The sequence below is a fragment of the Marinobacter fonticola genome, from assembly GCF_008122265.1.
Taxonomy (GTDB): Bacteria; Pseudomonadota; Gammaproteobacteria; order Pseudomonadales; family Oleiphilaceae; genus Marinobacter_A; species Marinobacter_A fonticola.
On sequence record NZ_CP043042.1, the window covers coordinates 1,049,836 to 1,076,199 of the forward strand.

The 26,364-nt window shown below is 59.0% G+C and carries 26 protein-coding genes; 16 read left to right on the forward strand and 10 right to left on the reverse strand.

The features are described from left to right. Positions 1 to 32 precede the first annotated feature (32 nt). Positions 33 to 653, forward strand: a complete 621-nt coding sequence (locus FXO11_RS04655) for a PilZ domain-containing protein (RefSeq protein ID WP_168203125.1) — start codon at positions 33 to 35, stop codon at positions 651 to 653. On the opposite strand, the gene FXO11_RS04660 is transcribed toward FXO11_RS04655, so the two are convergent. Further along, positions 644 to 1,516, reverse strand: coding sequence for an NRDE family protein (locus tag FXO11_RS04660; protein ID WP_148861803.1), 873 nt, complete (start codon positions 1,514 to 1,516; stop codon positions 644 to 646). The two genes, FXO11_RS04655 and FXO11_RS04660, sit on opposite strands and share 10 nt — an antisense overlap. Positions 1,517 to 1,627: 111 nt before the next feature. Between FXO11_RS04660 and FXO11_RS04665 the strand changes: the two genes are divergently transcribed. From FXO11_RS04665 to FXO11_RS04680, 4 genes are all read left to right on the forward strand, one after another. Next, positions 1,628 to 2,422: a sulfite exporter TauE/SafE family protein gene (locus tag FXO11_RS04665; protein ID WP_148861804.1), complete on the forward strand. Its 795-nt coding sequence runs from the start codon at positions 1,628 to 1,630 to the stop codon at positions 2,420 to 2,422. 187 nt (positions 2,423 to 2,609) lie between these two features. Continuing rightward, positions 2,610 to 3,398: a prolipoprotein diacylglyceryl transferase gene (lgt, locus tag FXO11_RS04670; protein ID WP_148861805.1), complete on the forward strand. Its 789-nt coding sequence runs from the start codon at positions 2,610 to 2,612 to the stop codon at positions 3,396 to 3,398. Continuing rightward, the gene (locus FXO11_RS04675; protein ID WP_148861806.1) at positions 3,395 to 4,234 is read left to right on the forward strand and encodes a thymidylate synthase; all 840 of its coding nucleotides are present in this window, start codon (positions 3,395 to 3,397) and stop codon (positions 4,232 to 4,234) included. The genes lgt and FXO11_RS04675 overlap by 4 nt, the downstream gene beginning before the upstream one ends. An 11-nt stretch (positions 4,235 to 4,245) precedes the next feature. After that, entirely contained in the window at positions 4,246 to 4,758 is a 513-nt protein-coding gene (locus FXO11_RS04680; protein ID WP_148861807.1) for a dihydrofolate reductase, read from the forward strand. Here FXO11_RS04680 and FXO11_RS04685 read toward each other — a convergent pair. Further along, on the reverse strand, positions 4,740 to 6,239 hold the full coding sequence (locus FXO11_RS04685; RefSeq protein ID WP_148861808.1) for a DEAD/DEAH box helicase: 1,500 nt from the start codon (positions 6,237 to 6,239) through the stop codon (positions 4,740 to 4,742). The genes FXO11_RS04680 and FXO11_RS04685 overlap by 19 nt on opposite strands. A 250-nt stretch (positions 6,240 to 6,489) precedes the next feature. Between FXO11_RS04685 and FXO11_RS04690 the strand changes: the two genes are divergently transcribed. After that, the gene (locus tag FXO11_RS04690) at positions 6,490 to 7,275 is read left to right on the forward strand and encodes an acyl-CoA thioesterase (RefSeq protein WP_148861809.1); all 786 of its coding nucleotides are present in this window, start codon (positions 6,490 to 6,492) and stop codon (positions 7,273 to 7,275) included. A gap of 24 nt (positions 7,276 to 7,299) precedes the next feature. Here FXO11_RS04690 and FXO11_RS04695 read toward each other — a convergent pair whose 3' ends face one another. From FXO11_RS04695 to FXO11_RS04710, 4 genes are all read right to left on the reverse strand, one after another. Further along, positions 7,300 to 8,217 carry a haloalkane dehalogenase gene (locus tag FXO11_RS04695; RefSeq protein ID WP_148861810.1) on the reverse strand — a complete coding sequence of 306 codons (918 nt, stop codon included), beginning with the start codon at positions 8,215 to 8,217 and terminating at the stop codon, positions 7,300 to 7,302. Between the two features lie 232 nt (positions 8,218 to 8,449). Then, positions 8,450 to 8,698, reverse strand: a complete 249-nt coding sequence (locus FXO11_RS04700; RefSeq protein ID WP_148861811.1) for a hypothetical protein — start codon at positions 8,696 to 8,698, stop codon at positions 8,450 to 8,452. A gap of 177 nt (positions 8,699 to 8,875) precedes the next feature. Continuing rightward, on the reverse strand, positions 8,876 to 10,018 hold the full coding sequence (locus tag FXO11_RS04705) for an amidohydrolase (RefSeq protein WP_148861812.1): 1,143 nt from the start codon (positions 10,016 to 10,018) through the stop codon (positions 8,876 to 8,878). Between the two features lie 17 nt (positions 10,019 to 10,035). Next, entirely contained in the window at positions 10,036 to 10,380 is a 345-nt protein-coding gene (locus FXO11_RS04710) for a hypothetical protein (protein ID WP_148861813.1), read from the reverse strand. 177 nt (positions 10,381 to 10,557) lie between these two features. Here FXO11_RS04710 and FXO11_RS04715 point away from each other — a divergent pair, with 177 nt between their 5' ends. Both FXO11_RS04715 and FXO11_RS04720 read left to right on the forward strand, forming a co-directional pair. Beyond that, positions 10,558 to 11,655, forward strand: coding sequence for an AI-2E family transporter (locus tag FXO11_RS04715; protein ID WP_148861814.1), 1,098 nt, complete (start codon positions 10,558 to 10,560; stop codon positions 11,653 to 11,655). Between the two features lie 131 nt (positions 11,656 to 11,786). Next, positions 11,787 to 12,209, forward strand: coding sequence for a peptidoglycan-binding domain-containing protein (locus tag FXO11_RS04720; protein WP_148861815.1), 423 nt, complete (start codon positions 11,787 to 11,789; stop codon positions 12,207 to 12,209). A 123-nt stretch (positions 12,210 to 12,332) separates the two neighbouring features. On the opposite strand, the gene ilvD is transcribed toward FXO11_RS04720, so the two are convergent. Next, on the reverse strand, positions 12,333 to 14,168 hold the full coding sequence (gene ilvD / locus FXO11_RS04725; RefSeq protein ID WP_148861816.1) for a dihydroxy-acid dehydratase: 1,836 nt from the start codon (positions 14,166 to 14,168) through the stop codon (positions 12,333 to 12,335). 247 nt (positions 14,169 to 14,415) lie between these two features. On the opposite strand from ilvD, the gene FXO11_RS04730 reads away from it, so the two are divergent. Beyond that, positions 14,416 to 15,675: an HDOD domain-containing protein gene (locus FXO11_RS04730; protein WP_148861817.1), complete on the forward strand. Its 1,260-nt coding sequence runs from the start codon at positions 14,416 to 14,418 to the stop codon at positions 15,673 to 15,675. Between the two features lie 14 nt (positions 15,676 to 15,689). Beyond that, positions 15,690 to 16,262 carry an LON peptidase substrate-binding domain-containing protein gene (locus FXO11_RS04735; RefSeq protein WP_148861818.1) on the forward strand — a complete coding sequence of 191 codons (573 nt, stop codon included), beginning with the start codon at positions 15,690 to 15,692 and terminating at the stop codon, positions 16,260 to 16,262. A 17-nt stretch (positions 16,263 to 16,279) separates the two neighbouring features. On the opposite strand, the gene FXO11_RS04740 is transcribed toward FXO11_RS04735, so the two are convergent. From FXO11_RS04740 to FXO11_RS04750, 3 genes are read right to left on the reverse strand one after another with little or no spacing between them, the layout of a single operon-like run. Then, complete coding sequence (locus FXO11_RS04740) at positions 16,280 to 17,725, reverse strand: bifunctional DedA family/phosphatase PAP2 family protein (RefSeq protein WP_148861819.1); 1,446 nt, start codon at positions 17,723 to 17,725, stop codon at positions 16,280 to 16,282. Further along, entirely contained in the window at positions 17,722 to 18,720 is a 999-nt protein-coding gene (locus FXO11_RS04745; protein WP_148861820.1) for a GGDEF domain-containing protein, read from the reverse strand. Before FXO11_RS04745 ends, FXO11_RS04740 begins: the two co-directional genes overlap by 4 nt. Further along, complete coding sequence (locus FXO11_RS04750) at positions 18,713 to 19,729, reverse strand: GGDEF domain-containing protein (RefSeq protein ID WP_148861821.1); 1,017 nt, start codon at positions 19,727 to 19,729, stop codon at positions 18,713 to 18,715. Before FXO11_RS04750 ends, FXO11_RS04745 begins: the two co-directional genes overlap by 8 nt. A 590-nt stretch (positions 19,730 to 20,319) precedes the next feature. Here FXO11_RS04750 and FXO11_RS04755 point away from each other — a divergent pair. The 6 genes from FXO11_RS04755 (at position 20,320) to rodA (ending at position 26,246) form a co-directional block, all read left to right on the forward strand. After that, on the forward strand, positions 20,320 to 21,576 hold the full coding sequence (locus tag FXO11_RS04755) for a glutamate-5-semialdehyde dehydrogenase (RefSeq protein ID WP_148861822.1): 1,257 nt from the start codon (positions 20,320 to 20,322) through the stop codon (positions 21,574 to 21,576). Between the two features lie 7 nt (positions 21,577 to 21,583). Further along, complete coding sequence (nadD, locus tag FXO11_RS04760) at positions 21,584 to 22,216, forward strand: nicotinate-nucleotide adenylyltransferase (protein WP_148861823.1); 633 nt, start codon at positions 21,584 to 21,586, stop codon at positions 22,214 to 22,216. Between the two features lie 157 nt (positions 22,217 to 22,373). Further along, entirely contained in the window at positions 22,374 to 22,724 is a 351-nt protein-coding gene (gene rsfS / locus FXO11_RS04765; protein ID WP_148861824.1) for a ribosome silencing factor, read from the forward strand. Positions 22,725 to 22,726: 2 nt separating this feature from the next. Further along, on the forward strand, positions 22,727 to 23,197 hold the full coding sequence (gene rlmH, locus FXO11_RS04770) for a 23S rRNA (pseudouridine(1915)-N(3))-methyltransferase RlmH (protein WP_148861825.1): 471 nt from the start codon (positions 22,727 to 22,729) through the stop codon (positions 23,195 to 23,197). A gap of 9 nt (positions 23,198 to 23,206) precedes the next feature. Continuing rightward, on the forward strand, positions 23,207 to 25,111 hold the full coding sequence (mrdA, locus tag FXO11_RS04775; RefSeq protein WP_148861826.1) for a penicillin-binding protein 2: 1,905 nt from the start codon (positions 23,207 to 23,209) through the stop codon (positions 25,109 to 25,111). After that, entirely contained in the window at positions 25,104 to 26,246 is a 1,143-nt protein-coding gene (gene rodA / locus FXO11_RS04780; protein WP_148861827.1) for a rod shape-determining protein RodA, read from the forward strand. Before mrdA ends, rodA begins: the two co-directional genes overlap by 8 nt. The last annotated feature ends 118 nt before the right edge of the window (positions 26,247 to 26,364 follow it).

Consider the following 26,364-nt stretch of genomic DNA (forward strand, 5'->3'; position numbering starts at 1 on the left):
AACGGCATAATGACCTTATGAGGTTATTTGGCATGGCATTGGCGAGTAACCGAACGCACCAGACTAAACAGGCGGGTATCGAGATGTGGCAGGGAGAAGAACGCAGACGTTTCTACCGGGTCGATGATCGGGTGGCTTTGCGCTACGTAAGGCTGTCGGACAAGGCATCGCTTTCGGCCGAGCTGGTTGATCTGTCGCTGCGTACGCGGCAGGTGGATATCGACTTGGCGTTGGATCAAGCGCTGGCCAAATTGGCGGAGACAGCGCCGGAAACTCGGGAAGTTATCGATCTGCTCAACCGCAAACTGGATTTGGTACTGGAGGCGTTGGGCGATGAAGTGGACGGGTTGGAAGCTGGCAGCCTGGTGGCCCGCGACATTAACCTGAGTGCAGGCGGCCTGTCATTTCGTACCCAAGAGGCGATAGCCGATGAAGAATCCCTACTGGTGGACCTCTTGTTCTATCCGGAGCGCAGGACAGTCCGGATACTGGCGAGAGTGGTTGGTATGGTGCCTGAGGATGGCGAGTTTCGCGTTCACCTCGACTTCGAACGGATCACCGATACCGATCGCGAGCTGCTCATGAGCCATATCATGCGCTTGCAGAGTTCGAAATTACGCGAGCGCGACGGCGCTGCCCGCGATCAGTCTTGATAACGGTTCCAGCTAAAGCTAGCCCTCTCGCCTGCGACGCCTTCGCGCAGCCAGGTCTGCTCGGTGACGTCAACGCGGCCGTCGCGGTGAAGCGATACGACCGTGCTTGCTCGCGTGCCGTAGGTATCGCTTCGAATGAAAGGCGAGGATAGGAAACGCTCGGTTTCCAGTCCCACGCCCGTATCGGGCAGAAAGCTATCCGGGGCTGGCGTGGAATCCATCAGAGCCGCTATCAGCGCGTCGTGCAGTTTTGCAGTAGGCGTGTCGTGCATCAGCTGATTCAGTGTCTTGCGTAAACGGACCAGCTTGGGCCACGGGCTCTGCAATAAATGGTTGCTGAGTCCGTAAGTGCCTCGATGCAACTGGCGTCCTGGGTGGGTCTCCCGATTACCATAGTCCTGATCACTGCTGTCGTCCGGATCACTGCTGTCGTCCGGATTACTGCCGTAGTTCGGATTACTGCCGTAGTTCGGATTACTACTGTAGTCCCGGTTACTGTAGTACCAGCCGCTCCGTTCCGACAGTCGTAATAGATTGTACCCCAAAAATTGGTGCTGAGATTGATTCAGCTTTTCCGACAGCTTTTCATGGGGTTCGGTCAGGGCCCACACCGGTAGTTGTCCTCGGGACCATGCGCCTTTCCCTGGGTGGCCATCGCGAAAGTTGGTCACTGCGGCCACCTCGCCGGCCCGGGTGATGGCCAGCCAGGTACCGCCCGACTGGGCATCCTGGCCCGCCAAAATGTGCGGCGAGGCCCACCAGTCCATCGTCCGCGTGGGCCGGGCGTAGAACTCGTCGCGGTTAGCCGCAACGACCAGCGGCAGCTCCGGATGCTGGTTGATGGCGAACAGAATCAGGCACATAGAGTTCGGGCTTCCTGGTTTGCTGTATTTGCGCCGGCGCGAAGTGTGATCCCGACCTGTCCCCTGTGTATCATACGGGCCTGGATTCTGGCTATTAAGGAAAGACCCGGCATGGGCCTGATGTGGTTATTCGGTCTGTATATGGCTCTAGGAGCTTTTGCCGGCGTACTTGCCGGCCTGTTTGGCATCGGTGGTGGGCTGATTATCGTGCCTGTGCTGATCTTCAGTTTCGGTTTTCAAGGCATTAGCGCCGATGTTGCCGCTCATCTAGCGGTGGGCACCTCTCTGGCCACCATTGTTTTCACGTCCATCAGTTCCATTCGTTCCCATCACCAGCGCGGCGGTGTGCTCTGGCCGGTTTTTCGCCCCATGATGCCGGGTATCGTTGCGGGTGCTGTTTTGGGCGCGTGCACCGCGGCGCTATTGTCAGGAGAAATGCTGCAACTGTTTATCGGTATCTTCGTTATCGCCGTGGCCTGCATCATGCTTTTCAATATTAAGCCGTCGCCGGGGCGTGGGGTGCCGGGCAGGGCTGGGCTCATGGCGGCCGGCGGAGGGGTAGGCTGGGCGTCAGCCATTTTTGGTATTGGCGGCGGGACGCTTACGGTGCCTTTCCTGAGTTGGTGCAACGTGCGTATGCAGCAGGCGGTGGGCACGTCTGCGGCCTGTGGCTTGCCGATCGCCGTCGCCGGGGCTGTAGCGAATATTGGTACCGGTTGGGACGCGCCGGCATTGCCGCCGTACAGCCTTGGGTTTATCTATCTGCCTGCCTTTGCCGGTATTGTCTTGACCAGCGTACTTTTTGCCCGGGTGGGGGCCGCGTTGGCCCACCGGCTGGATGCCGCCTTACTCAAACGTATTTTCGCGCTGTTTTTGTTGCTGATGGGTATCCGGTTTTTGATCTGATAGCAGGTTTCGATCCTGAAATGTCCTTGCTGGCGTTTCACAGTACTGCCTGGTAAAAGCATGGTTCGAAAAATCAAAGGCTTGCGCCCTGGATTTTGGCGATACATCCTTTGCCACCACGGTGTTCCTCCTGACTTCACGGGTTTGGACGAAACACTCACTAACGTCTTGAAGATAGCGGGGACTCATGCTGCGGCACCCACAGTTCGATCCGGTTGCGATTTCCCTGGGCCCTCTCAAGGTCCACTGGTATGGCCTGACTTATTTGGTTGGCTTTGTCGTTGGCTGGTGGCTCGGCCGTATTAGGGCGCGCAAGCCGTGGTCGCCTATCAATGAGGAGCAAATGGGCGACCTGCTGTTCTACATTGCCCTGGGCGTGGTGCTTGGGGGCCGCTTCGGTTACGTTATCTTCTACAACTTCGAGACTTTCCTCGGCGATCCGCTATGGCTGTTCCGCGTATGGGAAGGAGGAATGTCATTCCACGGCGGGCTGCTCGGCGTATTGCTCGCCATGTGGTGGTTTGGCCGCAAGGTGAACCGGCACTTCTTCCAGATCGCCGACTTCGTGGCGCCTCTGGTGCCAGTGGGGCTGGGCGCAGGCCGCATTGGCAACTTTATCAACGGCGAGCTTTGGGGGCGGACCACGGATGTGCCCTGGGGAATGGTTTTCCCCCAGGCGCCGGACCTGTTACCACGCCACCCGTCGCAGCTCTACCAGTTCGCGATGGAAGGGGTCTTACTGTTTGTTGCCCTGTGGTGGTTTTCCTCTAAGCCCCGCCCAAGAATGGCTGTTTCCGGACTTTTTCTGGTGTTGTATGGTTGCTTCCGCATTGTCGCGGAGCTCTACCGGCAGCCCGATGCCCAGCTTGGCTATCTGGCCTGGAACTGGTTGACCATGGGCCAGCTGCTATCGTTGCCGATGGTCCTTGCGGGACTCATTATGATGGTATTTGCATACAGGAGTAAGGCGTCATGAAAGCCTATCTGGACTTGATGCGCGATGTCGTGGACAACGGTACAGATAAGGGCGACCGCACCGGGGTGGGAACGCGCTCCGTTTTCGGCCGTCAGATTCGCTTCGATCTGGGTGAAGGCTTTCCTCTGGTGACGACCAAGAAGGTGCACTTACGCAGCATTATCTACGAATTGCTGTGGTTCCTCGAAGGTTCGACCGACAATAACTGGCTGCGTGAGCGCAAAGTCAGCATCTGGAACGAGTGGGCGCTGGAGAACGGCGATCTGGGCCCGATCTATGGCAAGCAGTGGCGTAGCTGGCAGTGTCCCAACGGCGATGTGGTGGACCAGATCACCGAGGTGGTGCGCCAGATTCGTACCAAGCCAAACTCCCGTCGTTTGATCGTGTCCGCCTGGAATCCCGCGGAGCTGCCGGATGAAACAATCGGTCCGCAGGAAAACGTCGAGCAGGGACGCATGGCGCTGGCACCTTGCCACTGCCTGTTCCAGTTCTATGTGGTCGACGGCAAACTCTCTTGTCAGCTTTACCAGCGCAGTGCCGACCTTTTTCTCGGGGTGCCGTTCAATATCGCTTCCTACAGTCTGCTAACGCACATGATTGCCCAGCAGTGTGATTTGGACGTCGGTGAATTCATCCATACCTTTGGTGATTGTCACCTGTACCAAAATCATCTGACCGACGAGATCGTCTACGAGCAGCTGGGTCGCGAGCCTCGCCCGTTACCGAAACTGCACATTCGCCGCAAGCTCGCCAGCCTGTTCGAGTATGAGCTGGAAGACTTCGAGTTCGAGGGTTACGACCCGCTGCCGGGCATCAAGGCGCCCATCGCGGTCTAAGGAGAATATCGATGCGGAAAGCGCTGATCGTAGCTATGGCCCAAAACCGCGTGATCGGTCGCAACAACGCGCTTCCATGGTACTTGCCGGGGGATTTGCGCTACTTCAAGCAGGCGACTATGGGCAAGCCCATCTTGATGGGGCGCAAAACCTTCGAATCTATCGGCCGTCCGCTGCCGGGACGCCTGAATGTCGTGATTACGCGGGATCAAAGCTGGGAGGCGCCGGCTGGCGTGGTTGCAGAGCATACGCTGGCGGCGGCCTATCGGCGAGCCGAGGCGCAGGCGGAGCTGGAAGGCGGTGACGAGATTATGATTATTGGTGGCGGGCAGATCTATGCGGATGCCCTGCCGGATATCGACCGCATGTACGTCACCCAGGTGCATGCCGACGTTGAGGGCGATGCCTGGTTCCCCGACGTGGACTGGGGGCAATGGCAAGAACTCGGACGGGAAAATTTCTCCGCGTCCGAGAACAATCCTTACGACTACAGCTTCATCGTCTATCAGCGATCGGAAGACTGACGACGCGGCGGTTTGGAGCGGGGTTTGGCGCCCGGACCGGGGCGGCCGCGACCCCCGCTACCGCCACCACCTTTCTTGAAGGCCGGTTTGGGGCCACGGCGATCACCTTTATGCGGTGGGCGCTTATTCCTGCTCGCGGGTGAGGGAACGGGCAGTTCAGATGGCATTTCCAGCGGGATCGAGCCCGGCTGGGCCGTTTCCAGCCAGCAAGCCAGTGCACCGGCGACCATGGCCATATCCATGTCGTTGCGTTCGGCAATGGTATCGAGCAGGGCCATGGCCTTGCCAAGCCGTCCGTCGTCGGTGAACCCAAGCAATTGGGCCTCCACCTGTTTCTCCCGCATTTTCTGCAGGTCTGCTGGCGGCGGCAGCTGATAGTCCGACATCGGCGAGTTCGTGGCCCGTTCCAGCGTTCGCAGCCAACTGCGCTCGCGCGGGGTGACCAGGAGGATGGCTTTGCCCTCTCGCCCGGCGCGTCCTGTACGACCCACCCGATGGATATAGGCTTCGCTGTCGTACGGCACGTCGTAGTTGATGACGTGAGTAATGCGAGGCACGTCGAGGCCGCGGGCAGCTACGTCGGTGGCTACCAGAATATCCAGGCGGCCACGGCGCAGATCTTCAACGGCCTGCTCGCGCTGCTTCTGGTTGATATCACCATTCAGTGCGGCAACCGCGTGGCCGCGCGCCATGAGCTTCTCGGCCAAAACGGTGGTTTCTGCCTTGGTCCGTACGAAGACGATAGCTGCGTCGACGGGTTCCACTTCCAGTATGCGGGTCAGGGCATCGAGTTTGCGTTCGGCAAAGACCGGCAGCACGAACTGGGCGATGCGGGACACCGTCCGGGTTTGGCTTTCAATCTTTACTTCCTCGGCGTTGGCGAGGTAAGTCTGGGCCACTTTGCGGATCTGAGCCGGCATGGTGGCGGAAAAAAGGGCGCGTTGGCAGTTTTCAGGCGTCTTGCTGAGGATGGCTTCAATGTCATCGATAAAGCCCATGCGCAGCATTTCGTCCGCCTCATCAAGCACGACGGCCTTGAGCTGATCCAGCTTCAGGGTGCCGCGACGCAAGTGGTCGAGCATGCGCCCGGGTGTGCCCACGATGACCTGTGCGCCGCGCTGCAGTGACTTGAGCTGAGGCCGGAAATCCTGGCCGCCGTATATTGGCAGGACCTGGAAGTTGCGGAAACGGTTGGCATAGGTCGTGAAAGCTTCCGCGACTTGGATAGCCAGTTCCCGTGTGGGCGCCAGTACCAGGATCTGCGGAGCGAGTAGATCTGGATCGATATTGCTCAGCAACGGCAAGGCGAACGCGGCGGTCTTACCGGTACCGGTCTGCGCCATACCCAGAAGGTTGCGACCAGCCAACAGAATGGGGATGGCCTGGGCCTGAATGGGTGACGGGGTTTCATAACCCACGGCTGAAACGGCCTCGAGAACCACCGGATGGAGGCCTAACTCGGCAAAGGTTTGTGTCTGCATGAAGAAACTCGGAATTCGGGGAGAAGTAAGTAGCGCTCCCGGAATGATGCCTCTTCTGATGCCAGCGAGGGGGAGCGTACGAACGTGCATTATAGATGTTTAGCAACCGTTAGGATACGCAGTATATTGTTACGATCATAGGTAAATATACTCGGATCATAGGACGCCCAGTCTTAATCATGGCCTGGGAAGGTTTTTGGAGCTTGCTTCGATGGGAGGCAGGCGTTTATTTCTTGAATGGATGAGAGCGATGCACTTTGACGAACTATTGGCAGGAGCTAAGGAATCCAGCCTGGTTATCCCCGGAAGTTGGGGCCAGGGGCGGGCGACATTCGGTGGACTTGTCGCCGCCTTGGCTTATGCAAAAATGCAGGACGCAGTTCAGGCCGATCGTCCGCTGCGTGCATTGCAAGTGGCGTTCGTTGGGCCGGTGACAGTAGGGGAGCCGATGTCGTTCGAGGTGGAGTTGTTGCGGGAAGGTCGTGCGGCGAGCCAGGTGGAGGCGCGTATCAAGCAGGGTGGCGAGACCCGGCTGGTGGCGCTCGGCAGTTTCGGTGGCGATCGCGAATCTCAGGTGCAAGTGACACCTTACGCCGCTCCGGCCGTGCCGCCACCGGAGGAATGTCGCCCCCTGGATTACATTCAGGGCGTGACGCCGGAATTTACCCAGCATATCGAGATGCGCTGGGCTTTTGGCAATTTGCCATTTGCCGGTAAGCCAGACCGTGAAATGGGCGGCTGGATGCGTTTTCGCGAGCCCGGTAGCGAGATGACCGATGCTCATGTTATCGCTCTGGTGGATGCTTGGCCGCCGGCCGTGCTGCAACACGTCAAGCGGCCGGTACCGGCAAGCTCCATGAGCTGGTCGCTGGAAATCGTTCACCCGCGCCCGCAGATGGCGGCGGACGAGCCGCTTCTCTACCGGGCGGAGATCGATCAGGCCGGCTCCGGTTATGGTCACACACATGCCACGATCTGGAACCGGCAGGGTGAGTTGCTTGCCCTGAGCCGTCAGACCGTGACGGTCTTCGGCTGAATTAGCCAGTTGCGTTAATGAATGCTACAGGCGGCAAGCTTCAATAATGACCCGGGCGAAATCCTGGGGCGCATCTTCTTGCAGAAAATGGCCACCCCGCAGTGTGGTATGGGGCTGGCCCTGTGCGCCTGGAATCTGACGTTGCATGAACCGGTCCCCACCCCGGGTGATTGGATCGCCATTGCTAAAACACGTGATGAACGGTTTCTTCCAGTTTCTAAGCGAGCTCCACGCCGCTCGGTTGGCCTCGCTGGCGGGATCATCCGGCCGGGTCGGCACCAGCCTGGGGAGCGCGCGGGCACCGGCCTTGTAGTCGCTGGATGGAAAGGGCGCGTCGTAGCCGGCGCACTCTGCATCCGTTAGCGCTCGGGCCGTGCCGATTTGCACAATACGGCTGATCGGGAACCAGGGGCTGTAAACGGCAAATCCCCGCCAGAGATGAAAAATAGTCGGCACTTTCTCGTCACCGGTGGGCAGCATGCCGTTGCCGACGATGATTCGGCTGAACCGATCAGGGTGCTCTGCCGCCATCCGTAGTCCCAGCAGCGAGCCCCAGTCCTGGCAGACCAAGGTGATGTTGTTCAGTTCCAGGGCATCGAGCCAGGTTTTCAGCCAGTCCATGTGCGACTGGTAACTGTAGTCCTCGAGATCGGCGGGTTTGTCGGACTTGCCAAAACCGATCAGATCCGGCGCCAAAACGCGATAGCCGGCATTAACCACCGGTCGAATCATGTGGCGATAGAGGTAGCTCCAAGACGGCTCGCCGTGAAGCATGAGTACGGGGCCGGCATCGTGCGGTGCTTTTTCCACAACCCCTTCGCCCTCCGGCCGCTCGTCTACATAGTGCATACGAAGGTTGGGGGCGACGTCGAGGTAATGGGGCTCAAAGGGAAAATCGGGCAACTGCGCGAAGCGCTGTTCCTCGGTACGAAGAATACGCATTCTGTCCAACGTCCTTAAATTGGGAAGGTATTTAGAAAAGTACCTATGAAAGTATCTATGAAAAGTGCCTAAGGGAAGTACCTAGGGAAAAGTATTTGTGAGAAGTGTTTGTAAGCGGTACCTATAAAAAGCAACTTTAAAAAGTCACTGAGGTTTCAGCAAATTTTTCAGGAAGTAGTCGAAGAATAGCTCAGAATCGGGGAGGGGATTCACAGTGCCGTGCAGGCCGGGGTTAACCGGCGGCCTGCTGTTGTTTTTCGAGCTGCTCAAGTTTTCTCATGGCCTCGTCGAGGCAGTTAACCGCACCGCAATCGTCGGCTGAGCACAAGCCTATCGAGTGGCAGGCCATGTCTTGGCGGTTTTCGCCGTCGTTCCGGAAAATCCTGGCCTTGGGTATGGTCGACCTGCAATGTCCACACAGGAATGTGGGGATGACGCCATTCTCGGACAACTGAGCGTCGTAGCGTTCCTGAATACTCATAATGACTCCTCATTGGTTTGAAAGGGCGCATTTCCCTGAAAGCCTCTATATAAATTCTGGCCGCTGAAACATAACCGGACCTTGCGGCTTCTTAACGCCCATCTGCTTAACCTAAGGCCATTCTGTTTCATTTCCAAGTCATGACGACAGATACATTACTGGGAGTGGGGCTTGGAGTCAGTTGGCAAGCGGCAGACCGTTGATCTGGCGAATAATCGTGACAAAAATTTCACGTCCCGCGGGAATAAGTTCATCTGGAAAATCGTAATCCGGGTTGTGCAACTGGGGATGAATATTGCCGGCGCCCAGGCCCAACATGGCGCCCTCGGCATGCAGTGTGAAGACGCCAAAATCCTCGGACCAGCGAAAAGCGTCGGGCATGCGGTGGCAGGGTAGACCGATTTCGCGACAAGCGTTGGCCACCGCCTCGAAGCCGGATTCGCTGTTAACGCTGGCTAGAAAGTCATCCTCCCATTCAAAGGCAACCGCCAAGCCGGCATTGTCTGCGGCTTCGCGGGCAAGTGCGCAAGCCTTATCCGATAGCGCGGTCATCGCTTCGTTGGTTTCGCTGCGCAGCGTCGCCATTAAAACGGCCTCTCCCGGCGCGGTGCCGAACGCCTTTTCTCCCATGCGTGCGTGGACTAGCGTGACCCATACCGTGGCGTCGAACGTTGCCGGCAACCCTGGCAGTGCGGCCATGAGTTGGGCTAGCGCCGGAGCGGGGCTGACGCCGTCTTCCGGATGCGCTGCGTGCGATGTCTTGCCGGTTAGCCGAATGATGAGTCCGCGTGAGGCGCAATTGAACGGTCCCGGCCGCGTAAAGACTTCGCCCAGCGGTAGGCCGGGGACATTGTGCAGCGCGAACGCATAGTCCGGCTTGAAGGGCGCAAAGGCGTCGTCGTTGAAGACGCGTCGGGCCCCGTGGCCGTCCTCCTCGGCGGGCTGGAACAGCAGGATAACCCGTCCCGTATGCGGGCGCTGGGCCTGGAGTATCTCGGCGACGCCGATCACGATCGTCATGTGGCCGTCGTGCCCGCACGCGTGTGCGCAACCCTCCCGGGTGGAACGATAACGACGCTCGCCGGTTTCTGTTATGGGAAGCGCATCCAGCTCACAGCGAATCAGGGTAGTCGGGCCGGTTTGCCGGCCATTGAATACCGCCAGCAAACCGGCTCCGCCAACGCCAGAGACAATGGCGTCGGGATTGAGCGGCTCCAGTAATCGACGCACCCAGTCGGCGGTCTCATGCTCATGGCCGGAGAGTTCGGGATAACGATGTAGGTCCTGCCGGATACGGCGCAGGTTGCTCAAGTCGCTCATGGGCCTCCAGTCGGCGGTTACTCCGGGTTTGGGGGCGCAGAACGTCGGTTGGAGCGTTTGTCCTCCCAGTCCAACGCTCGCGGGTCGTACCACTCCATTTGTTCCAGGACCTTCTCGTGAGTGGCAGGCGAGAGGGTCGGCCACAGGCTCTGGAAGTCGTCCAAGCCCTCTTCACGCCGGCGTGCTTGCTTGCTGCGCAGCTTGGCAATAATTGCCGGCAGACGTAACGCTTCGCCGAGCTGGCCGGGGCGAATCACGTCCTGGCCCATGATTTTCTTGCGATGGGTGCGCTGTGCCAGCGTCTTTTGCAGGGCTTCAGCGGCCTCAATAGCGGTTTCTACGGAAAATTCGATACTATCCAACGTTCGGTTCCAGAAATCCGGGTTCGTGTACTGTCGGCCGTCACGGATGTGGCCGGGTACGCAAGGATTGATTTCGTTGAATCAAGCTGCAACAGCTCACAATCTACTATAGCCTTACCCCGTATGTGCTTGCCATGGTCCGGCACGGGCCTTGTCGGTCGATCAGGATGTTCAACTATGTACGATGCTTTAGAACGGCGCTCCTTTCTCGCCATGTTGCTGGTGGTTTCACTGGCTTTCCTGTTTTTGATCAAGCCGTTCACGGGGCCTATTTTCTGGGCGGTGGCTATCGCACTGATTTTTAACCCGGTGCAGAATTGGCTGCTGCGTCGCATGCCGGGGCGCTATAACTCGGCAGCGCTGCTTACGCTGGTACTGTGCCTGGTGATTGTCATCATTCCGGTGCTGCTGCTGATTTCGTCATTGATTGCCGAGGGCGTAAACCTTTATCAGCAGGTGCAGTCGGGCGAGATCAGTCCGGGCCAATATATCGATCAGGTCACCCGTTCCTTTCCCGCGCTGCAAACGTTCCTCGAGCGCTTCAACATCGATTTCGAGCGTATCAGAGAGGGCGTTGTGGCGACCTTTGTGGGCGGTAGCAAGCTGCTGGCGAGGCAGGCCCTGGGCATCGGCCAGAATACCTTTCAGTTTTTCCTCGCCTTTTCGCTGATGATCTACCTGGCTTTCTTTTTACTGCGTGACGGCACCAAGCTGGTGGATCTGCTGATACGGGCATTGCCACTGGGGGACGAGCGCGAGCGCCTGCTGTTTGCCAAGTTCGCCGAGGTTACCCGCGCAACCGTGAAGGGTAACCTGTTCGTGGCGGCGGTTCAGGGGGCTCTGGGGGGGCTGATCTTCTGGATGCTGGGAATCACCGGCGCCTTACTTTGGGGCGTTGTCATGGCTATTGCGTCGTTGATCCCCGCGGTGGGGGCTGCGCTGGTGTGGGTGCCGGCAGCCATCTATCTGGCGGCGGTGGGCGAGTACGTTTCTGCCACTGTGCTGACGGCTTTCGGCGTGCTGGTGATTGGCCTGGCGGACAATCTGCTGCGGCCAATCCTGGTGGGACGCGACACTAAGTTGCCCGACTACATGGTTTTACTGTCCACACTCGGCGGAATTGTAATGTTTGGTATCAATGGGTTTGTGATGGGCCCGTTGGTTGCCGCTCTTTTTGTGGCCTTCTGGGGTATTTTTATCAGGGAATTCAACGAACCAGCGCGCATCGCCCGCAACGAGGAAACGGCTGATCACGACGACCGGCGCTCCGGATGAACCCTGGTGTGTTATGCGGTAGTATTAAGTTTTGGTCATAATCGAATGTATTCGACCGGTGTACCGGTTGTTTGGGTACCGATATGTTTTGGTACCGACTAGGCCCGAACATGATTCCTCAGGAGCACAACATGAATAAAATAATCCCGAGCAAGAAGTGGGTGATTTCCGGGACGTTAACGACACTGCTCATGGCGGGAGGAAGTACCGTGTTTGCGGCAAACGACACCCTGGCTTTGCAGAATGCGCTCTATGGCGCCGGTTACAGCATCGATAGGGCCGATGGACAGATGGGGCCGTCCACACGGTCCGCTCTGGAGGCCTTTCAGAAGGACCATTCGGATCTGAAGTCAACGGGCCAACTCGATGAGGCCACCAAGGAAGCGCTGGGTATGGTTTCGGTCAAGGTCGCTGCGGCGCCGGCTTCTAGCCGCAAGGCGGCCTCGTCCAAACCGGCGGTCAGCGAGCAGGCAAAAGCGGACCCCCAGCCGGCAGAAGCCGAATCGGAAGACGGGGTTGAAGAAGAGGACGACGGTTCCTGGCTTTTCTTCTAAGGGACACTGGCCCCGGGTAACCCGTACGAGCTGGAAGCCGCGGACCGTACCTGCATTCCCTTGAATCCGAAAACAGTGTGGGAAAACAGGCCCGGTCCGAAAAGTCGTTTGACGCTCAGTCTCTTAAGTCAGCTTCTCCAGATCGCGGACGCCGCCTTTGTCTGCACTGGTGGCGAGTAAAGCATAGGCCTTCAACGCTGCAGACACTTTGCGCGGACGAGTCTCGGCAGGCTTCCAGCCGGATTCGTCACGGGTTTTGCGGCGGGCGTCGAGCTCATCGGCGTCCACCAGCACATCGATGCTGCGCTCGGGAATATTGATCAGGATACGGTCACCGTTCTCAATGAGCCCAATGGCGCCACCGGCGGCGGCTTCAGGTGACACGTGGCCAATGGACAGGCCGGAGGTGCCGCCGGAGAAGCGGCCGTCGGTCATCAGTGCGCAGCTCTTGCCCAGCCCTTTGGATTTGAGGTAGCTGGTAGGATAGAGCATTTCCTGCATGCCGGGACCGCCCTTCGGGCCTTCATAGCGGATGACGACAACATCGCCGGATTTGACCTCGTCGTTCAGAATGCCAGCTACGGCAGAGTCCTGACTCTCGAATACGCGGGCGGTGCCTTCAAATACGTAGATGCTCTCGTCGACGCCGGCGGTTTTCACCACGCAGCCGTCCAGTGCGATATTACCGAAAAGCACGGCCAGGCCGCCTTCCTGGGAATAGGCATGTTCGAGGGTGCGAATACAGCCGTTCTCGCGATCGCCATCCAGTGACGGCCAGTGCGTGTTCTGACTGAAGGCCTGTTGGGTGGGTATGCCCGCTGGCCCGGCTTTGAAGAATTCCACCACTTCCGGTGTCGGCTGGCGCATGATGTCCCATTCGTTCAGCGCGTCCGCCAGGGTTTTGCTGTGAACGGTAGGAACGTTGGTGTTGATCAGGCCAGCGCGTTCCAGCTCACCCAGGATGCCCATGACGCCACCGGCGCGATGAACGTCTTCCATGTGGTACTTGGGGGAGTTAGGGGCCACTTTGCAGAGTTGGGGTACCTTGCGCGAGAGCTGATCGATCTCATTCAAGGTAAAGGGCACCTGGCCTTCCTGCGCCGCAGCTAGCAGGTGCAGAATCGTATTTGTGGACCCACCCATGGCGACATCAAGAATCATGGCGTTCTCGAAAGCGGCCATGGAGGCGATGCTCAGCGGTAGTACGCTGGCGTCGTCCTGCTCGTAGTAACGACGTGTGTTTTCGACAATCTGGCGGCCGGCTTTAAGAAACAGTTGTTCTCGGGCGGCATGAGTTGCAAGCATGGAGCCGTTGCCTGGCAGCGACAAGCCGATGGCTTCGGTAAGGCAGTTCATGGAGTTGGCGGTGAACATGCCCGAACAGGAACCGCAGGTCGGGCAGGCGCTACGCTCGTATTCTTCCACCTGCTCGTCGGTGGCGTTGGGGTCGGCGGCGATCACCATCGCATCCACCAGATCGAGCTTGTGCTCGGATAGCTTGGTCTTACCGGCTTCCATCGGGCCGCCGGAGACGAAAATGGTGGGGATGTTCAGGCGCATGGCGGCCATCAACATGCCTGGGGTAATCTTGTCGCAATTGGAGATGCACACCAGCGCGTCGGCGCAGTGGGCGTTCACCATGTATTCCACCGAATCGGCAATGATCTCCCTCGAGGGCAAGGAATAGAGCATGCCGTCATGCCCCATGGCGATGCCATCGTCGACTGCGATCGTATTGAATTCCTTGGCGACACCGCCGGCGGCTTCGATTTCGCGGCATACCAGTTGGCCCAGATCTTTCAGGTGGACGTGGCCCGGCACGAACTGGGTAAAAGAGTTGGCGACCGCTATGATGGGCTTGTTGAAGTCGTCATTTTTCATCCCGGTGGCGCGCCAAAGTGCGCGGGCGCCGGCCATGTTACGACCTGCGGTCGACGTCTTGGAACGGTACTGGGGCATGCTGATCTCTCGTTGCTGTTATTCGGGGATCGCAGAGAATACCAGAACTCTGCGTGCGGCGGTTATCGGACTGTTTGTCCCGGACGATTGTCCAGGACGTGACACAGATACCACTCGCCAAGGTGGGAGGCCTGAACTATCACTGGCCGATCCGGTTGCAATTGTTCACAATGCTCATTAATTGCGGGGAACGGGTGTGTAACCGCTTCGACGACGCGCCCGGTCTGCCTGATCAGGGAGTTATAAGATGTCCGCTCGGGAGCAACAGCCGATTCGCCGTTTGCGAGAGTTTCAGCCCCTTGGTCGACTAACCGACGAACAATTGATTCTTCTATCGTCCCGGGCCGAAAAGCGTAAATTTGGCCCTGGGCAGCGTGTCATCGAACGTGGCGTCAAGGATGGGTTGGAGTATTTTCTGCTCGATGGCGAGATTAAGTTGGAGGCGGTCGATGGCCGGACGACAACCATTCTGGCCGGTAGCGACAAGGCCCGTCATCCGGTAGCCCGCTTGCAGCCGCGCATGTACACGGTGACCGCTGCGACGTCAGGTGAGTTCCTGATCGTTGCGCAAGACGTACTGAATCAGCTTCTTCGCTCGGCGCCGGTGACCGAAAACGATGTGGAGGAAACCGCTGTGGGCGGCGGCGATGACGGCAGTGAAGCGCATGATTTGCTGATGGAATTTTATGCTGACCTTCGCTCCAATAAACTGGCGCTGCCGAGCGTTTCGGATGTGGCCTGGAAAGTGCGTCGGGCGACGGACCGGGACGATTCCACAGCGGAGCAAATAGCGCAGGTGATCGCAGCGGATCCGTCGATTTCGGCGAAATTGGTCCGTGCCTGTAATAGCCCGCTATATCGGGGATTCAGTGACGTTCGTACCGTGCGGGAGTCGGTTGTTCGGCTCGGGACGCGCACCACGCGCCAACTGGTGACAGTATTTTCCATGCGCGAGGTGTTCAAGTCCCAGCGGCCGGAACTTCAAGGTGCCATGGACCGGCTTTGGCGCCAGTCCCGGGAGGTAGCCGCATTGTGCTGGGTGTTGGCCGATGCGGCAACCAACCTCGATCCAGAAGAAGCGTTGTTGGCTGGCCTGCTCCATGATTTGGGGGCGATACCTGTTATCGTCCATGCTGAACACCATGTTGAGATCTTTGCCGATCGCCAGCTGCTTGATCGCGTGATCGATGAACTAAAGCCGGATATCGGTGCGGCTCTGCTGGAACGGTGGGAATTCCCCGCGAGTTTCGTCACCGCCGCCCGACACGCCGAAGACTGGATGTACCAGCCGCCCCAGGAGGAGCTCCAGTTAGTGGATGTTGTCATCCTGGCCCAGTTGCATGCGATGATTCGCGATCGGCAGGGCAGCGAGCTGCCTCGGTTCGAGACTGTGCCCGCCTATAGGCGGCTAGGCGAGCTGGAGCTGAGCGCGTCACGCAGTCTGGAAATCCTCAATCAGGCGCAGGAGCGCATCGATGAGGTTCAGAAACTGCTCTCCATTCATTAGACAATAGACGATTCATGCACGTACCCCTTTTTCCGTTGAACTCGATCGTGCTGCCGAAGGGACGGATTCCTCTGCAGCTTTTTGAACCCCGTTATATCGACATGCTCACCCGTTGCCTCAAAGAGGACCGGGGGTTCGTCATCGTGCTTTTGCGCGAGGGCCTGGAAACCAACAGCATGGCTGCGTTCTACGACATCGGCACCTATGTGCGCATTGTGGACTTCCAACAACTGGAGAGCGGCCTGTTGGGAATCACGGTCGAAGGCGACTATAAGGTCACCGTGGTCAAGACTTGGCAGGCGCCGGATGGACTGAATATGGGCGATGTCGAAGCCCTGCTTATGGAAGAGGACTTGCCGGTACCGAACCGCCTCACGGAGCTGTCCGTCGTGCTTAAGGCGTTACTCAGGCATCCGGTGGTCAGCGACCTGAACATGGCGGTGGATTTCGATAACGCCCGTGACGTGGGGTGGCGCCTGACGGAGCTGCTCCCGCTGGACAAGCAGGAAAAGCAGAGGCTGATGGAACTGCAGGATCCCCTGGAGCGGCTCGATCGTCTGCATGTGCTGCTAGAGGAACTGGAGTAGCGGGCTGGGTTTTAGCGTTATCCGGCTATGGCGTAGCGCGCCATGCCGTAGGGGTAGGCAAGTAGGACGTAGCCTGCTGCGGTGACTGCGACCGACAGCATCGTGCCGTTCGAAAGCGCATTGCCAACCAGCCGGTGGCGGTCATAGCGGCTATAGCTGACGCGGGTCAACCCGCAAACGGCTAGACCCAGCAACAGGCCGCCAATCACGTCGCTGAACCAGTGCACACCTAGATAAAGCCGGCTCAGCGCGATGAGCAGGATAGGCACTCCCGCCATGGCGTAGATCGTCCAGCGCCGGTACGGCGGCCATTCCTGGGCGACGAAGCTGGCCGTCAGACCAATCACAACGGTGATGCCGCTGGTGTGGCCACTGGGGAAAGCGTACGAAGATGGCGGTATGCTCACCGCTTCCGGTCGAGGAACGGCAAATCCCGCCTTCATTAACGTCGTCACGACGGTCACCGTAACGCCTGCTGCCAGGATGTGAAAGGCTGCGGCCCCCATGCCTCTGGCCCAAAAAAACAGAATGCCGCTCAGGCTGACCAGTGTCAGCAAGGCCGGGTCGCCTAGCAGCGTAATACCGACAGCGACCGGATCGAGCAAGGGCGAGCGCAGGGTGGCAAAAAAGGCCGAGGTGTTTTGATCCAGGGCGTCTAGTAGATGAGTTTCCATGGATAGCAAAGCCCAAAGGGCAAACAGGGCGGTGCAAGCCACCATCAGCGTAATCGACGGCAGGGGAAACTCTGAACCTTGCGGACGTTCGCTGGATAACGTTTGCCATAATTTTCGGCCGCGCTCACTGCGCATCACGGTGGCCTGAAGGTGACGGTAGAAGGCGCTGTCTTCACCCAGCCCCCAGTGCAGACGGAAAAATACCAGATAAATCAGCGCCAGCAGGGCCAGGCTTAGACCCATCGCCGGATAGAAATGTGACGGCAACTGGATATCCAGGGCCATAGCGCTGCCGACCAGGTAGCCGGGCAGTACGTACACCGGCGCCCAGCCAACGGCGGACAGGATGTTGAAGGTGAAGAAGCGTCGCGCCGGCATCTGAAAGGCGCCGGCGATCAGCGGTAGGACGGGACGGATCGGACCTACGAAGCGGCCGATGACTACGCTTTTACCGCCATGTCGGTGAAAAAAACGCTCGCCGCTGGCAATCAGGCGAGGATAGCGGGTGAAGGGCCAGAGTACGTCGAGCCGGCCCTGGAACAAACGTCCCATCCAGAAACTCAAACCGTCGCCGGCGATGGCGCCGAGGCCAGCCCAGAGCAATGCTTCGAGTAGCGGCATATCGATTTGCCCGGCCAGAGTGGCGGCCGCAAACATCATGGCGACCCCAGGCACGATAACGCCGGCGATGGCGAGGGATTCTACCAGCGCAATGCCGAACAAGGCGGCTGATAGCCAGCCGGGATGCTGCCCCAGCCACTGAATCGCCGCCTGTATCCACTCCATCATGCAGCGCGGGATGTTCCGTCGAGAAACCAGGCGCGATCCGAGCCGCGTCGTTTGGCCTCGGCGACGGCGGCAACGGCCCTATCCCGCAAGTGATGGCTGGTGGTATCTCCGGTCTGCCAGGTGGTGCAGCCCAACGTTGTCGTCAAACGTCCGACCACTTGCCAATGAGACTCGCCCAGGGTGCGTCTGACCCTTTCGGCAATCACGCGCACGCCCTCTTCCGGGGTAAAGGGCAGGATCAGGAAGAAGTCGCCGTCGTCCAGGGCATACAAGGTGTCGCCGGCGCGGATCACACCGAACAGCGTTTGGGTTACCTCATGCATCAGCGTGGCCACGCGATCCTTGCCGTGGAGTTCTATGGCGTCGTCTATATGATCGATGTGCAGTTGCACGACCGACAGTGGATTGCCTGTCGCCTGGGCCCGGCTGATTTCCTTCTGCAGGGTCTCGTCCAGGAAGCGGGCATTATGGGCACCGGTCACGGCGTCGGTGATGGCCAGGTCTTCGGCAGACTGAGCCATATGCGAGTAGCGCCAGCTATAAAAAGCTGCGGCACCGAATAGCAGCAGCATGCCGGCAATCGATGTGACCGCTTCGGCGATGGGCAGGGTCACAAGCTGCCATAGTGCAACCGTCAGGATCAGTGCCAGCGACAGGCCCGCGGCAACCCGTAGTGGCAAAATGAGGAAGTTGAGCAGAACCAGTGCCAGCGTCCAATGCGAGACATCGGCCTGGGGGCTGGCGAAAACTGCCAGTAGGGCGATCAGGTTCATGCCCGTCAACAGCAGCGCATGGCCGGGTGCGCGTAGCTGCTGGCGGCGCATCAACACCGTGTAGACCACGCCGGCCAGGGCGCCCACGCCGAGCGTGACGGCCAGGTAGAATAGGGTATAGAAACCGTAACGCAGGTTTTGCGTTGCCAGTGCAGCCATAAACAGCAGGGTAAGGCTATAGGCGACGCTGTGGGTCAGGGTTCGCAGTCGGGTCTCAGTCATCGGGATCCGCCTCTGCGCGTGGGTTCGTGGCTTCGGCACCCGACCAGGCGCTGAAGGATTGTGTTCGATTTCCGCCTTGCTGCTGGGCACGCTGTAGGGCTCGCGCCGCCCCCTGCTGAAGGCTTTCGGCGTCGTCGCCGATGTTGAGGCCGGCGACCCCGGCGCTGACGGTCATGTCCAGCTCATGGGACTCCAGCAAGCTGCGTAGCCCTTTGCGGAGCACTTCAGCCTTGTGAGTGGCGTCCTCGGTATTGGTGCCCGGTAATATTGCCAGGAACTGAAGATCCGCCACTCGATAATAGCTGTCGAAATCCCGCAGTTGGGAGTGTAGATAGCGCCCGATGCGCGGCAGGATAGCGCGAATGTCGTCATCGGGGAGGGCGATCCCGCGATGGATGTCCAGGCCGATGAGCAGTACCGCCATTTCGATACCTTCCCGTTCGCTACGCTGTATTTCCTTGTGGAGATCGGCGGAAAGGTAGTCGCGGCTGGCGGCCTGGGTCAGTTCGTCCGTGCGACGCAACGGAGCCAGTTGCCGGGTTTTGTACTCGCGCAGGAACACGAAGAGGGCAGAGAGCAAGACCGCCAGCAGCGCACAGGCGACAAACTGATGGCGGTCGGGGCCGAGGCTGGTGTCCAATCCTGCAAAAATGACCAGCAACAGGTAAGGCGCGATGAGTAGGCTGGCCCAGGCCAGGGGCCAAAGAGCGAAGGCGCTGAGTGGGAAAATATAGCTCCACTGCGCCAGCCCGGGCGTATTGGCGAGAATGGCGGGCGTCAGCGCCACCAAAAACAGGATATTCAGCAAACGGGCCGCGATGATCAGGCGCTTACCGGCGTCGGCGATTTCGGCCCGGTAGCGTGTCCAGATCATGGCGGCGCAAACGACCGCTGTAACACCCGTAGTAAAAGCGCCGCGCCAGGCACTGAAGGCGGCGATGATCAGTAGTCCGAGGGCTGCGATCCGGGCAAAGCGGCTAAACAGGAAAGTCTCCGCCACACTTGGCATTCGTTGTCTCCATGACGACATTTTCCACTGCGCACCGGAACCGCCTACTCTCTAGAGCGTTTTTACCCGGTACAGAGGGCATTTCAAGACGTGCGAGCGAAGGCCGGAAGAGGCGGAAATTCTCGAACAAGCACAGGTTACTGGTAGTCAACACTCGATAGTCAATAACCAGTACTCAAAAACCGATAGTCAAAAAAACCGATCATCAGAAACCGATAGTAAATGACCCCTCGGGTGGTTTTCCAATGCCGGTTGACCGAGTGCAGTCGTTTTGCAATACGCTCTACAGGATTGACGCGAAACGTTCGTTGCGCCTTAAACAGCTTCGCCTGCCCGCGTATAATACCTGTAAGGTGCTTGTACTGAAATCCGCAACGACGGGAACGCTCGAAAAAAGTCGACTATCGCCACGCTTGTGAGGGCTTGCTCACGCTTTCCCGGTCCAGCTTGGTGGCGTATGCTCCCTTATCCGGCTCGTCGACAGCGATGATCATTGGGTGTCAGGCGCGCGAATAGAGTAAGTGAATTTGAATGACACGCGGATGTGAACGGCACGAGCGTGAACGGTATACGAACAGCAGGAACTCTCGATGGATATTTCGGCTTACATGGTGGATGTCGGGCAGCAGGCGCGAGTCGCGGCAGCGGCCGTCGCCCGTTCCAGCACGGCGGTACGCAATGCTGCGTTGTTGGCAATGGCGGAAGCGTTGGATGCCTCCCGCGACGCGTTGAAAACGGCCAACCTCAAGGATCTGGAAAATGCCCGGGCCTCAGGCTTGGACCCGGCGATGCTGGATCGCCTTGAGCTGACGCCAGCCCGGATCGACACCATGATCGAGGGGCTGCGTCAGGTAGCGTCATTGCCGGACCCCATCGGTGAGATCACCGGTATGAGTTATCGGCCTTCGGGTATTCAGGTCGGTAAGATGCGCGTGCCTTTAGGGGTTGTCGGCATCATTTACGAGTCCCGGCCCAATGTCACGGTCGAGGCTGCAAGCTTGTGCCTGAAGTCCGGCAACGCCACCATTTTGCGCGGTGGCTCAGAATCGCTTAGCTCCAATCAGGCCATCGCCCAGTGTATCGCCGAGGGTCTGAACAAAGCGGGATTGCCGGAGACGGCGGTGCAGGTCGTTAAGACGCGGGATCGTGAAGCCGTGGGCCAGATGATTACCATGCCCGAATACGTGGACGTTATCGTGCCTCGCGGCGGCAAGGGGCTGATCGAACGCGTCAGCCGGGATGCCAGGGTGCCCGTAATCAAGCACCTGGATGGCGTCTGCCATGTCTACGTCGATAGCCACGCCGACCCTGAGAAAGCGTTGAACATCGCGGTCAACGCCAAGACCCAGCGATATGGCACGTGCAACACCATGGAAACGCTGCTCGTCGATGGCGAGATCGCAGCGGATATCCTGCCGTTACTGGCCAGTGGCTTCGACGCAAAGGGCGTCGAACTCCGGGGTTGCGAGCGCACCCGGGACTGCCTGCCCAATGTCGCCAAGGCCATCGACGATGACTGGCATGCCGAATATCTGGCGCCGGTGTTGGCTATACGGGTGGTGGATGGTTTGGACGAGGCCATCGCCCATATCAATACATACAGCTCCAAGCACACCGACGCCATTGTGACCGAGAACTACACCCGGGCGCGGCGCTTCCTGACCGAAGTGGACTCCAGCTCGGTGATGATCAACGCCTCCACGCGCTTTGCCGACGGCTTTGAGTACGGTTTGGGTGCTGAAATCGGGATTTCCACCGACAAGCTCCATGCCCGTGGCCCGGTTGGGCTAGAGGGTCTGACGTCACAAAAGTACGTCGTCTTCGGCGACGGCCACATCCGGTCCTGATCGTGTCATGAAGGTTATCCTTGGCGGCACGTTTGACCCGATTCACCACGCTCATTTACGCACCGCGGTTGAACTGAAAGAGAACCTGGGCATTGAGGCGATCACCTTGGTGCCCAGTCATATCCCCCCGCACCGGGACGAGCCGGGCGCCACGCCGGATCAGCGTCTGGACATGCTGCGTCGCGCCGTGGACGGCGAGCCCGGGCTGCTGGTCGATGAGCGGGAGCTGGCACGCAACAAGCCCTCCTACACCGTGGATACCCTGGCTGAGCTGCGCCAGGAAATCGGCAGTTCGGAACCGCTCGCCATGGTGGTGGGTACCGACAGCTTTGCTTCGATCGATCGCTGGTATCAATGGGAGCGGCTGCTGGAGCTGGCGCACATCATCGTCGTCCAGCGCCCGGGCTACGCGCCGCCAGACGACGGCGTTGCCGGCCGCTTGCTGGCGGATAATGCCGAGACGACGGCCGCTACTCTCCGGCAGCGTCCCTCCGGCCACGTTTGGCCGGTCAGTCTCCCCTTGCTGGATATTGCGGCTACAACCATTCGTCACTACGTCCGTGAAGGGCGCTCGCCACGCTATCTGGTGCCTGACAGCGTCTGGGCCCTGATTCGCGATAACGGGCTTTATCGCGACTGATCCGTGAAACCCCGTGGAACTGGTCGAAACGTGACCTGTCCCAGGATTTTGATGATACAATTCCGGCTTCATCGTCACTGCAATGACAGAGGCATAAGGCCGCGCTCCCTGAGGACACGCGGCGTTTCAGGTGGTAACACCGTCAAACAGGGTAATTATGCAGGCTGAGCAACTGAGAGATACGGTCATCAATGCACTTGAGGAGGTGAAGGCGCAGGACATCAGTGTGATTGATGTCAGGGACAGAACCAGCGTCACGGACTACATGGTCATTGCTTCGGGCACATCCAATCGCCATGTTCGCTCCTTGGCTGATTCTGTGGTTACGGAGGCCAAGTCGAATGGTGTGCGCACGGCAAATGTCGAGGGCGGCCAAGTGAGTGATTGGCTTTTGGTCGACCTGGGTGACGTCGTGGTCCACGTCATGATGCGGGCGACCCGTGAATTCTACGATTTGGAGCGGCTCTGGCGTGATGCGCCGGATCTGGGTGTGGCTGGTAGCGAATAACCATGCGTCTGAAACTGGTCTGCGTAGGCCAGAAAATGCCTGGATGGGTGAGCGATGGTTATCAGGAGTATGCACGGCGCTTTTCGCCTGACATGCCCTTGGAACTCATCGAGACGGCCCTGGCCCCGCGCGGTAAGAATCCGGATATCCCCCGACTGATTCAAAAGGAAGGCGATGCCCAGTTGGCGGCTTTGGCCCGAACCGATCGCGTTATCGCGTTGGAAGTGGAAGGTAAGGCCTGGTCAACGGAAAAGCTCGCCGCTCAGCTTGAAGGCTGGCAGATGGACGGCCGGGACGTGGCCTTTCTGGTGGGCGGGCCGGATGGCCTGGCGCCGGATTGCCGCACGCGGGCGGATCACCTCTGGTCACTGTCATCCTTGACCCTACCGCACCCGCTGGTGCGTATCCTGCTCGCGGAGCAGTTGTATCGGGCCTGGTCCATCACCCGCAATCATCCATATCACCGCGCATAGGACGTTTAAATGCCCTGGGGGGAGTTCAAGGATACCGCCGCTGAGCGCCGCCTTTTTCAGCGTCGTACGCTGGTGGCGCTGGTGGTCATGCTGGGTTTGATCGGCATCCTGGTCGCGCGGCTATACTTTCTGCAGATCCTCAACCACACCAACTTTACCACGCTATCCGAAAAGAACCGGGTTCAGGTTCAACCTATCGCCCCGCCACGGGGGCTGATCTACGACCGTAATGAGGTATTGCTGGCGGAGAATCGCCCGGTCTTCAGCGTGACCATCGTGCCGGAACGGGTGCCGGACATGGAGTCCACGCTATCGCGCTTGCAGCAGATTCTTGATATCCCGGAAGAAGACATGGAGCGTTTCGATCGCCGGCTCGACGAATACCGGCGCCCCTTCTCGCCGGTCCCGCTCAGTTACGACCTCACCGAAAATGAAATCGCCCGCATGGCCGTCCATCGCCATGATCTGCCTGGCGTCGAAGTCGAGGCCGAGTTGGTGCGTTATTATCCCTTTAGCGAACTGACCGCTCACGCGTTGGGCTATGTGGGCCGTATCAATCAGGATGAGCTGCGTAATCTCGACCCTATCGACTATGCGGGTACGAACTATATCGGCAAGTCCGGTGTCGAGCGTTTCTACGAGGATGCGCTGCACGGCGAAGTGGGCTACCAGCATGTTGAAACCAATGCCCGGGGCCGCACATTGCGCGTGTTGGAGAAAGAGAACCCCGTGCCGGGTGACGACCTGCGCCTGCATTTGGACATCCGGCTGCAGAAAGTTGCGTTCGATCTGCTAGAGGAGCGGCGGGGCGCGATCGTGGCCATCGAGCCCAAGACCGGCGGTATCCTGGCCCTGGCCAGCGTGCCCGGCTTCGATGCCAATCAGTTTGTGACCGGCATCAGCGTGGAAAATTACCGGGAGCTGAGCGAGTCGCTGGATAAGCCGCTATTCAACCGGGCTTTGCGCGGACAGTACCCGCCCGGCTCGACGATCAAACCCATGTTGGCGATAGCCGGCCTGGACAGCGAATCGACGACCCGTGAACGCACGATCTGGGACCCAGGCTTTTACCGGATCAACGATTCCGGGCGGCGTTACCGGGACTGGAAGCGCTGGGGGCACGGCTGGGTCGACCTGCGGGAGGCCGTGGCTGAATCCTGCGACGTCTATTTTTACGACATGGGGTTGCGCATGGGCGTCGACGTCATGCACGAATACCTGGATCAGTTCGGTTTCGGTAAGAATGCGTCCCTGGACGTCAGCGGCGCCTTGCCGGGGTTGCTGCCGTCCGCGCCGTGGAAGCGGGCTGTACGCAGCCAGCCGTGGTATCCGGGCGATTCGGTGAACATGAGTATTGGCCAGGGCTTCATGCTCGCGACCCCGCTGCAGCTGGCCACGGCAACCGCGGTTATGGCGAATCGTGGCGTCTGGCATGAGCCGCGCATGCTCCATGAAGTCACCGGACCGGAAACGACAGACGCAGTGCTGCCGGCGGAGAACCACCAGGATCTGGTGATCAAGCGCGAAGCCGATTGGAACTATGTGGTCGAATCCATGAAGGATGTGGTCCACGGGCAACACGGTACGGCGCGTGCCGTTGGTCAGGGTGCACCCTACCGTTTTGCCGGCAAAACGGGCACGGCGCAGGTGTTTAGTCTGGCCGAAGACGAGGAATACGATGCCGATGAAATCCGCGAGCGTCTGCGCGACCATGCGTTGTTCGTCGGTTTTGCACCAGCCGACGATCCACAGATTGCCGTGGCAGTGATTGTCGAGAATGGCGGCAGTGGCAGCGGTACGGCTGCGCCCGTGGGGCGGGCCATGTTCGATGCCTGGTTGCTGGATATGAATCAGGGCGGTGAGGAACCCGTTGTCGCCGATAAGGCCGGGGAGGTCAGCGGTACCGATGGCTAGTCGTGATTTTATTCGCCAGATGCCGGGGCAGACGATTGGCGGTCCGCGAGGGTTCATGTCATCGATCCATTTGGACCCGATTCTGTTGCTCTTGCTGACGACGTTGCTGGCAGCCGGACTTTTCGTGCTCTACAGCGGTGGCGATAGCAGCATGGCGGTGGTGAAATCCCAGTGCGCCCGCATTGGTGTGGCGTTTGTGGTCATGGTGGTATTCGCTCAGTTGGACCCTGCCGTCTATCGGCGCTGGGCGCCTTGGCTCTATGGTTTAGGGCTAATAGCACTGGTCGCGGTTCTGCTGGTGGGTGTCGGCGCAAAAGGCGCTCAGCGCTGGCTCAGTTTGCCCGGCCTGCCGCGCTTTCAGCCTTCGGAGTTCATGAAATTAGCGGTGCCGATCATGACCGCTTGGTATTTGTCGCGTCATTTTCTGCCGCCGAAACTGTCGCGGGTGGCTGTCGCCCTGGTGATAGCCTTGCTGCCGATGATCCTGATTATTCGCCAGCCCGATTTGGGTACGGCGCTGCTTGTAGGGTTGGCCGGTCTTTTCGTGGTGTTCTTTGCCGGCATGAGCTGGAAGCTGATCGGCGCTTTCTTCGGAATGGCGGGAGTGGCTGCGCCAGCCATGTGGTTCTTCGTGATGCGCGATTACCAGAAGCAGCGGGTATTGACCCTGTTGGATCCGGAAAGTGACCCTCTGGGAGCGGGCTGGAACATTATCCAGTCCAAAACGGCTATTGGCTCCGGCGGTCTCTCCGGTAAGGGTTGGCTGCAGGGGACTCAGTCGCACCTGGACTTCCTGCCGGAGAGCCATACTGACTTTATTGTCGCTGTCTTGGCAGAGGAATTCGGCTTTATTGGTGTCGCGGCGCTGATTGTACTGTATTTCCTGATTATCGCCCGTTGCCTGTACATTGCCGTGTACGCTCAGGATTCGTTTGGTCGCCTGGTTGCCGGCGCGTTGACCATGACGTTCTTCATCTATGTGTTCGTCAACATTGGAATGGTCAGCGGTATTCTGCCGATTGTAGGGGTGCCGTTACCGTTGGTGAGCTACGGCGGTACTTCCATCGTGACCCTGATGGCGGCATTTGGCATCATGATGTCGATTCACACGCATCGCAGGATGATCTCTGCCTGAAATAGGGGGTCGATATCCTGTGGTTACCTTTTGTTCATGACCGGCGGGGATAGTGGTTGTGCAATTAAATGGCATGCTAACCTTTCGCGCCGTGGTTCCAGGGCAAAATCCTAGTCGC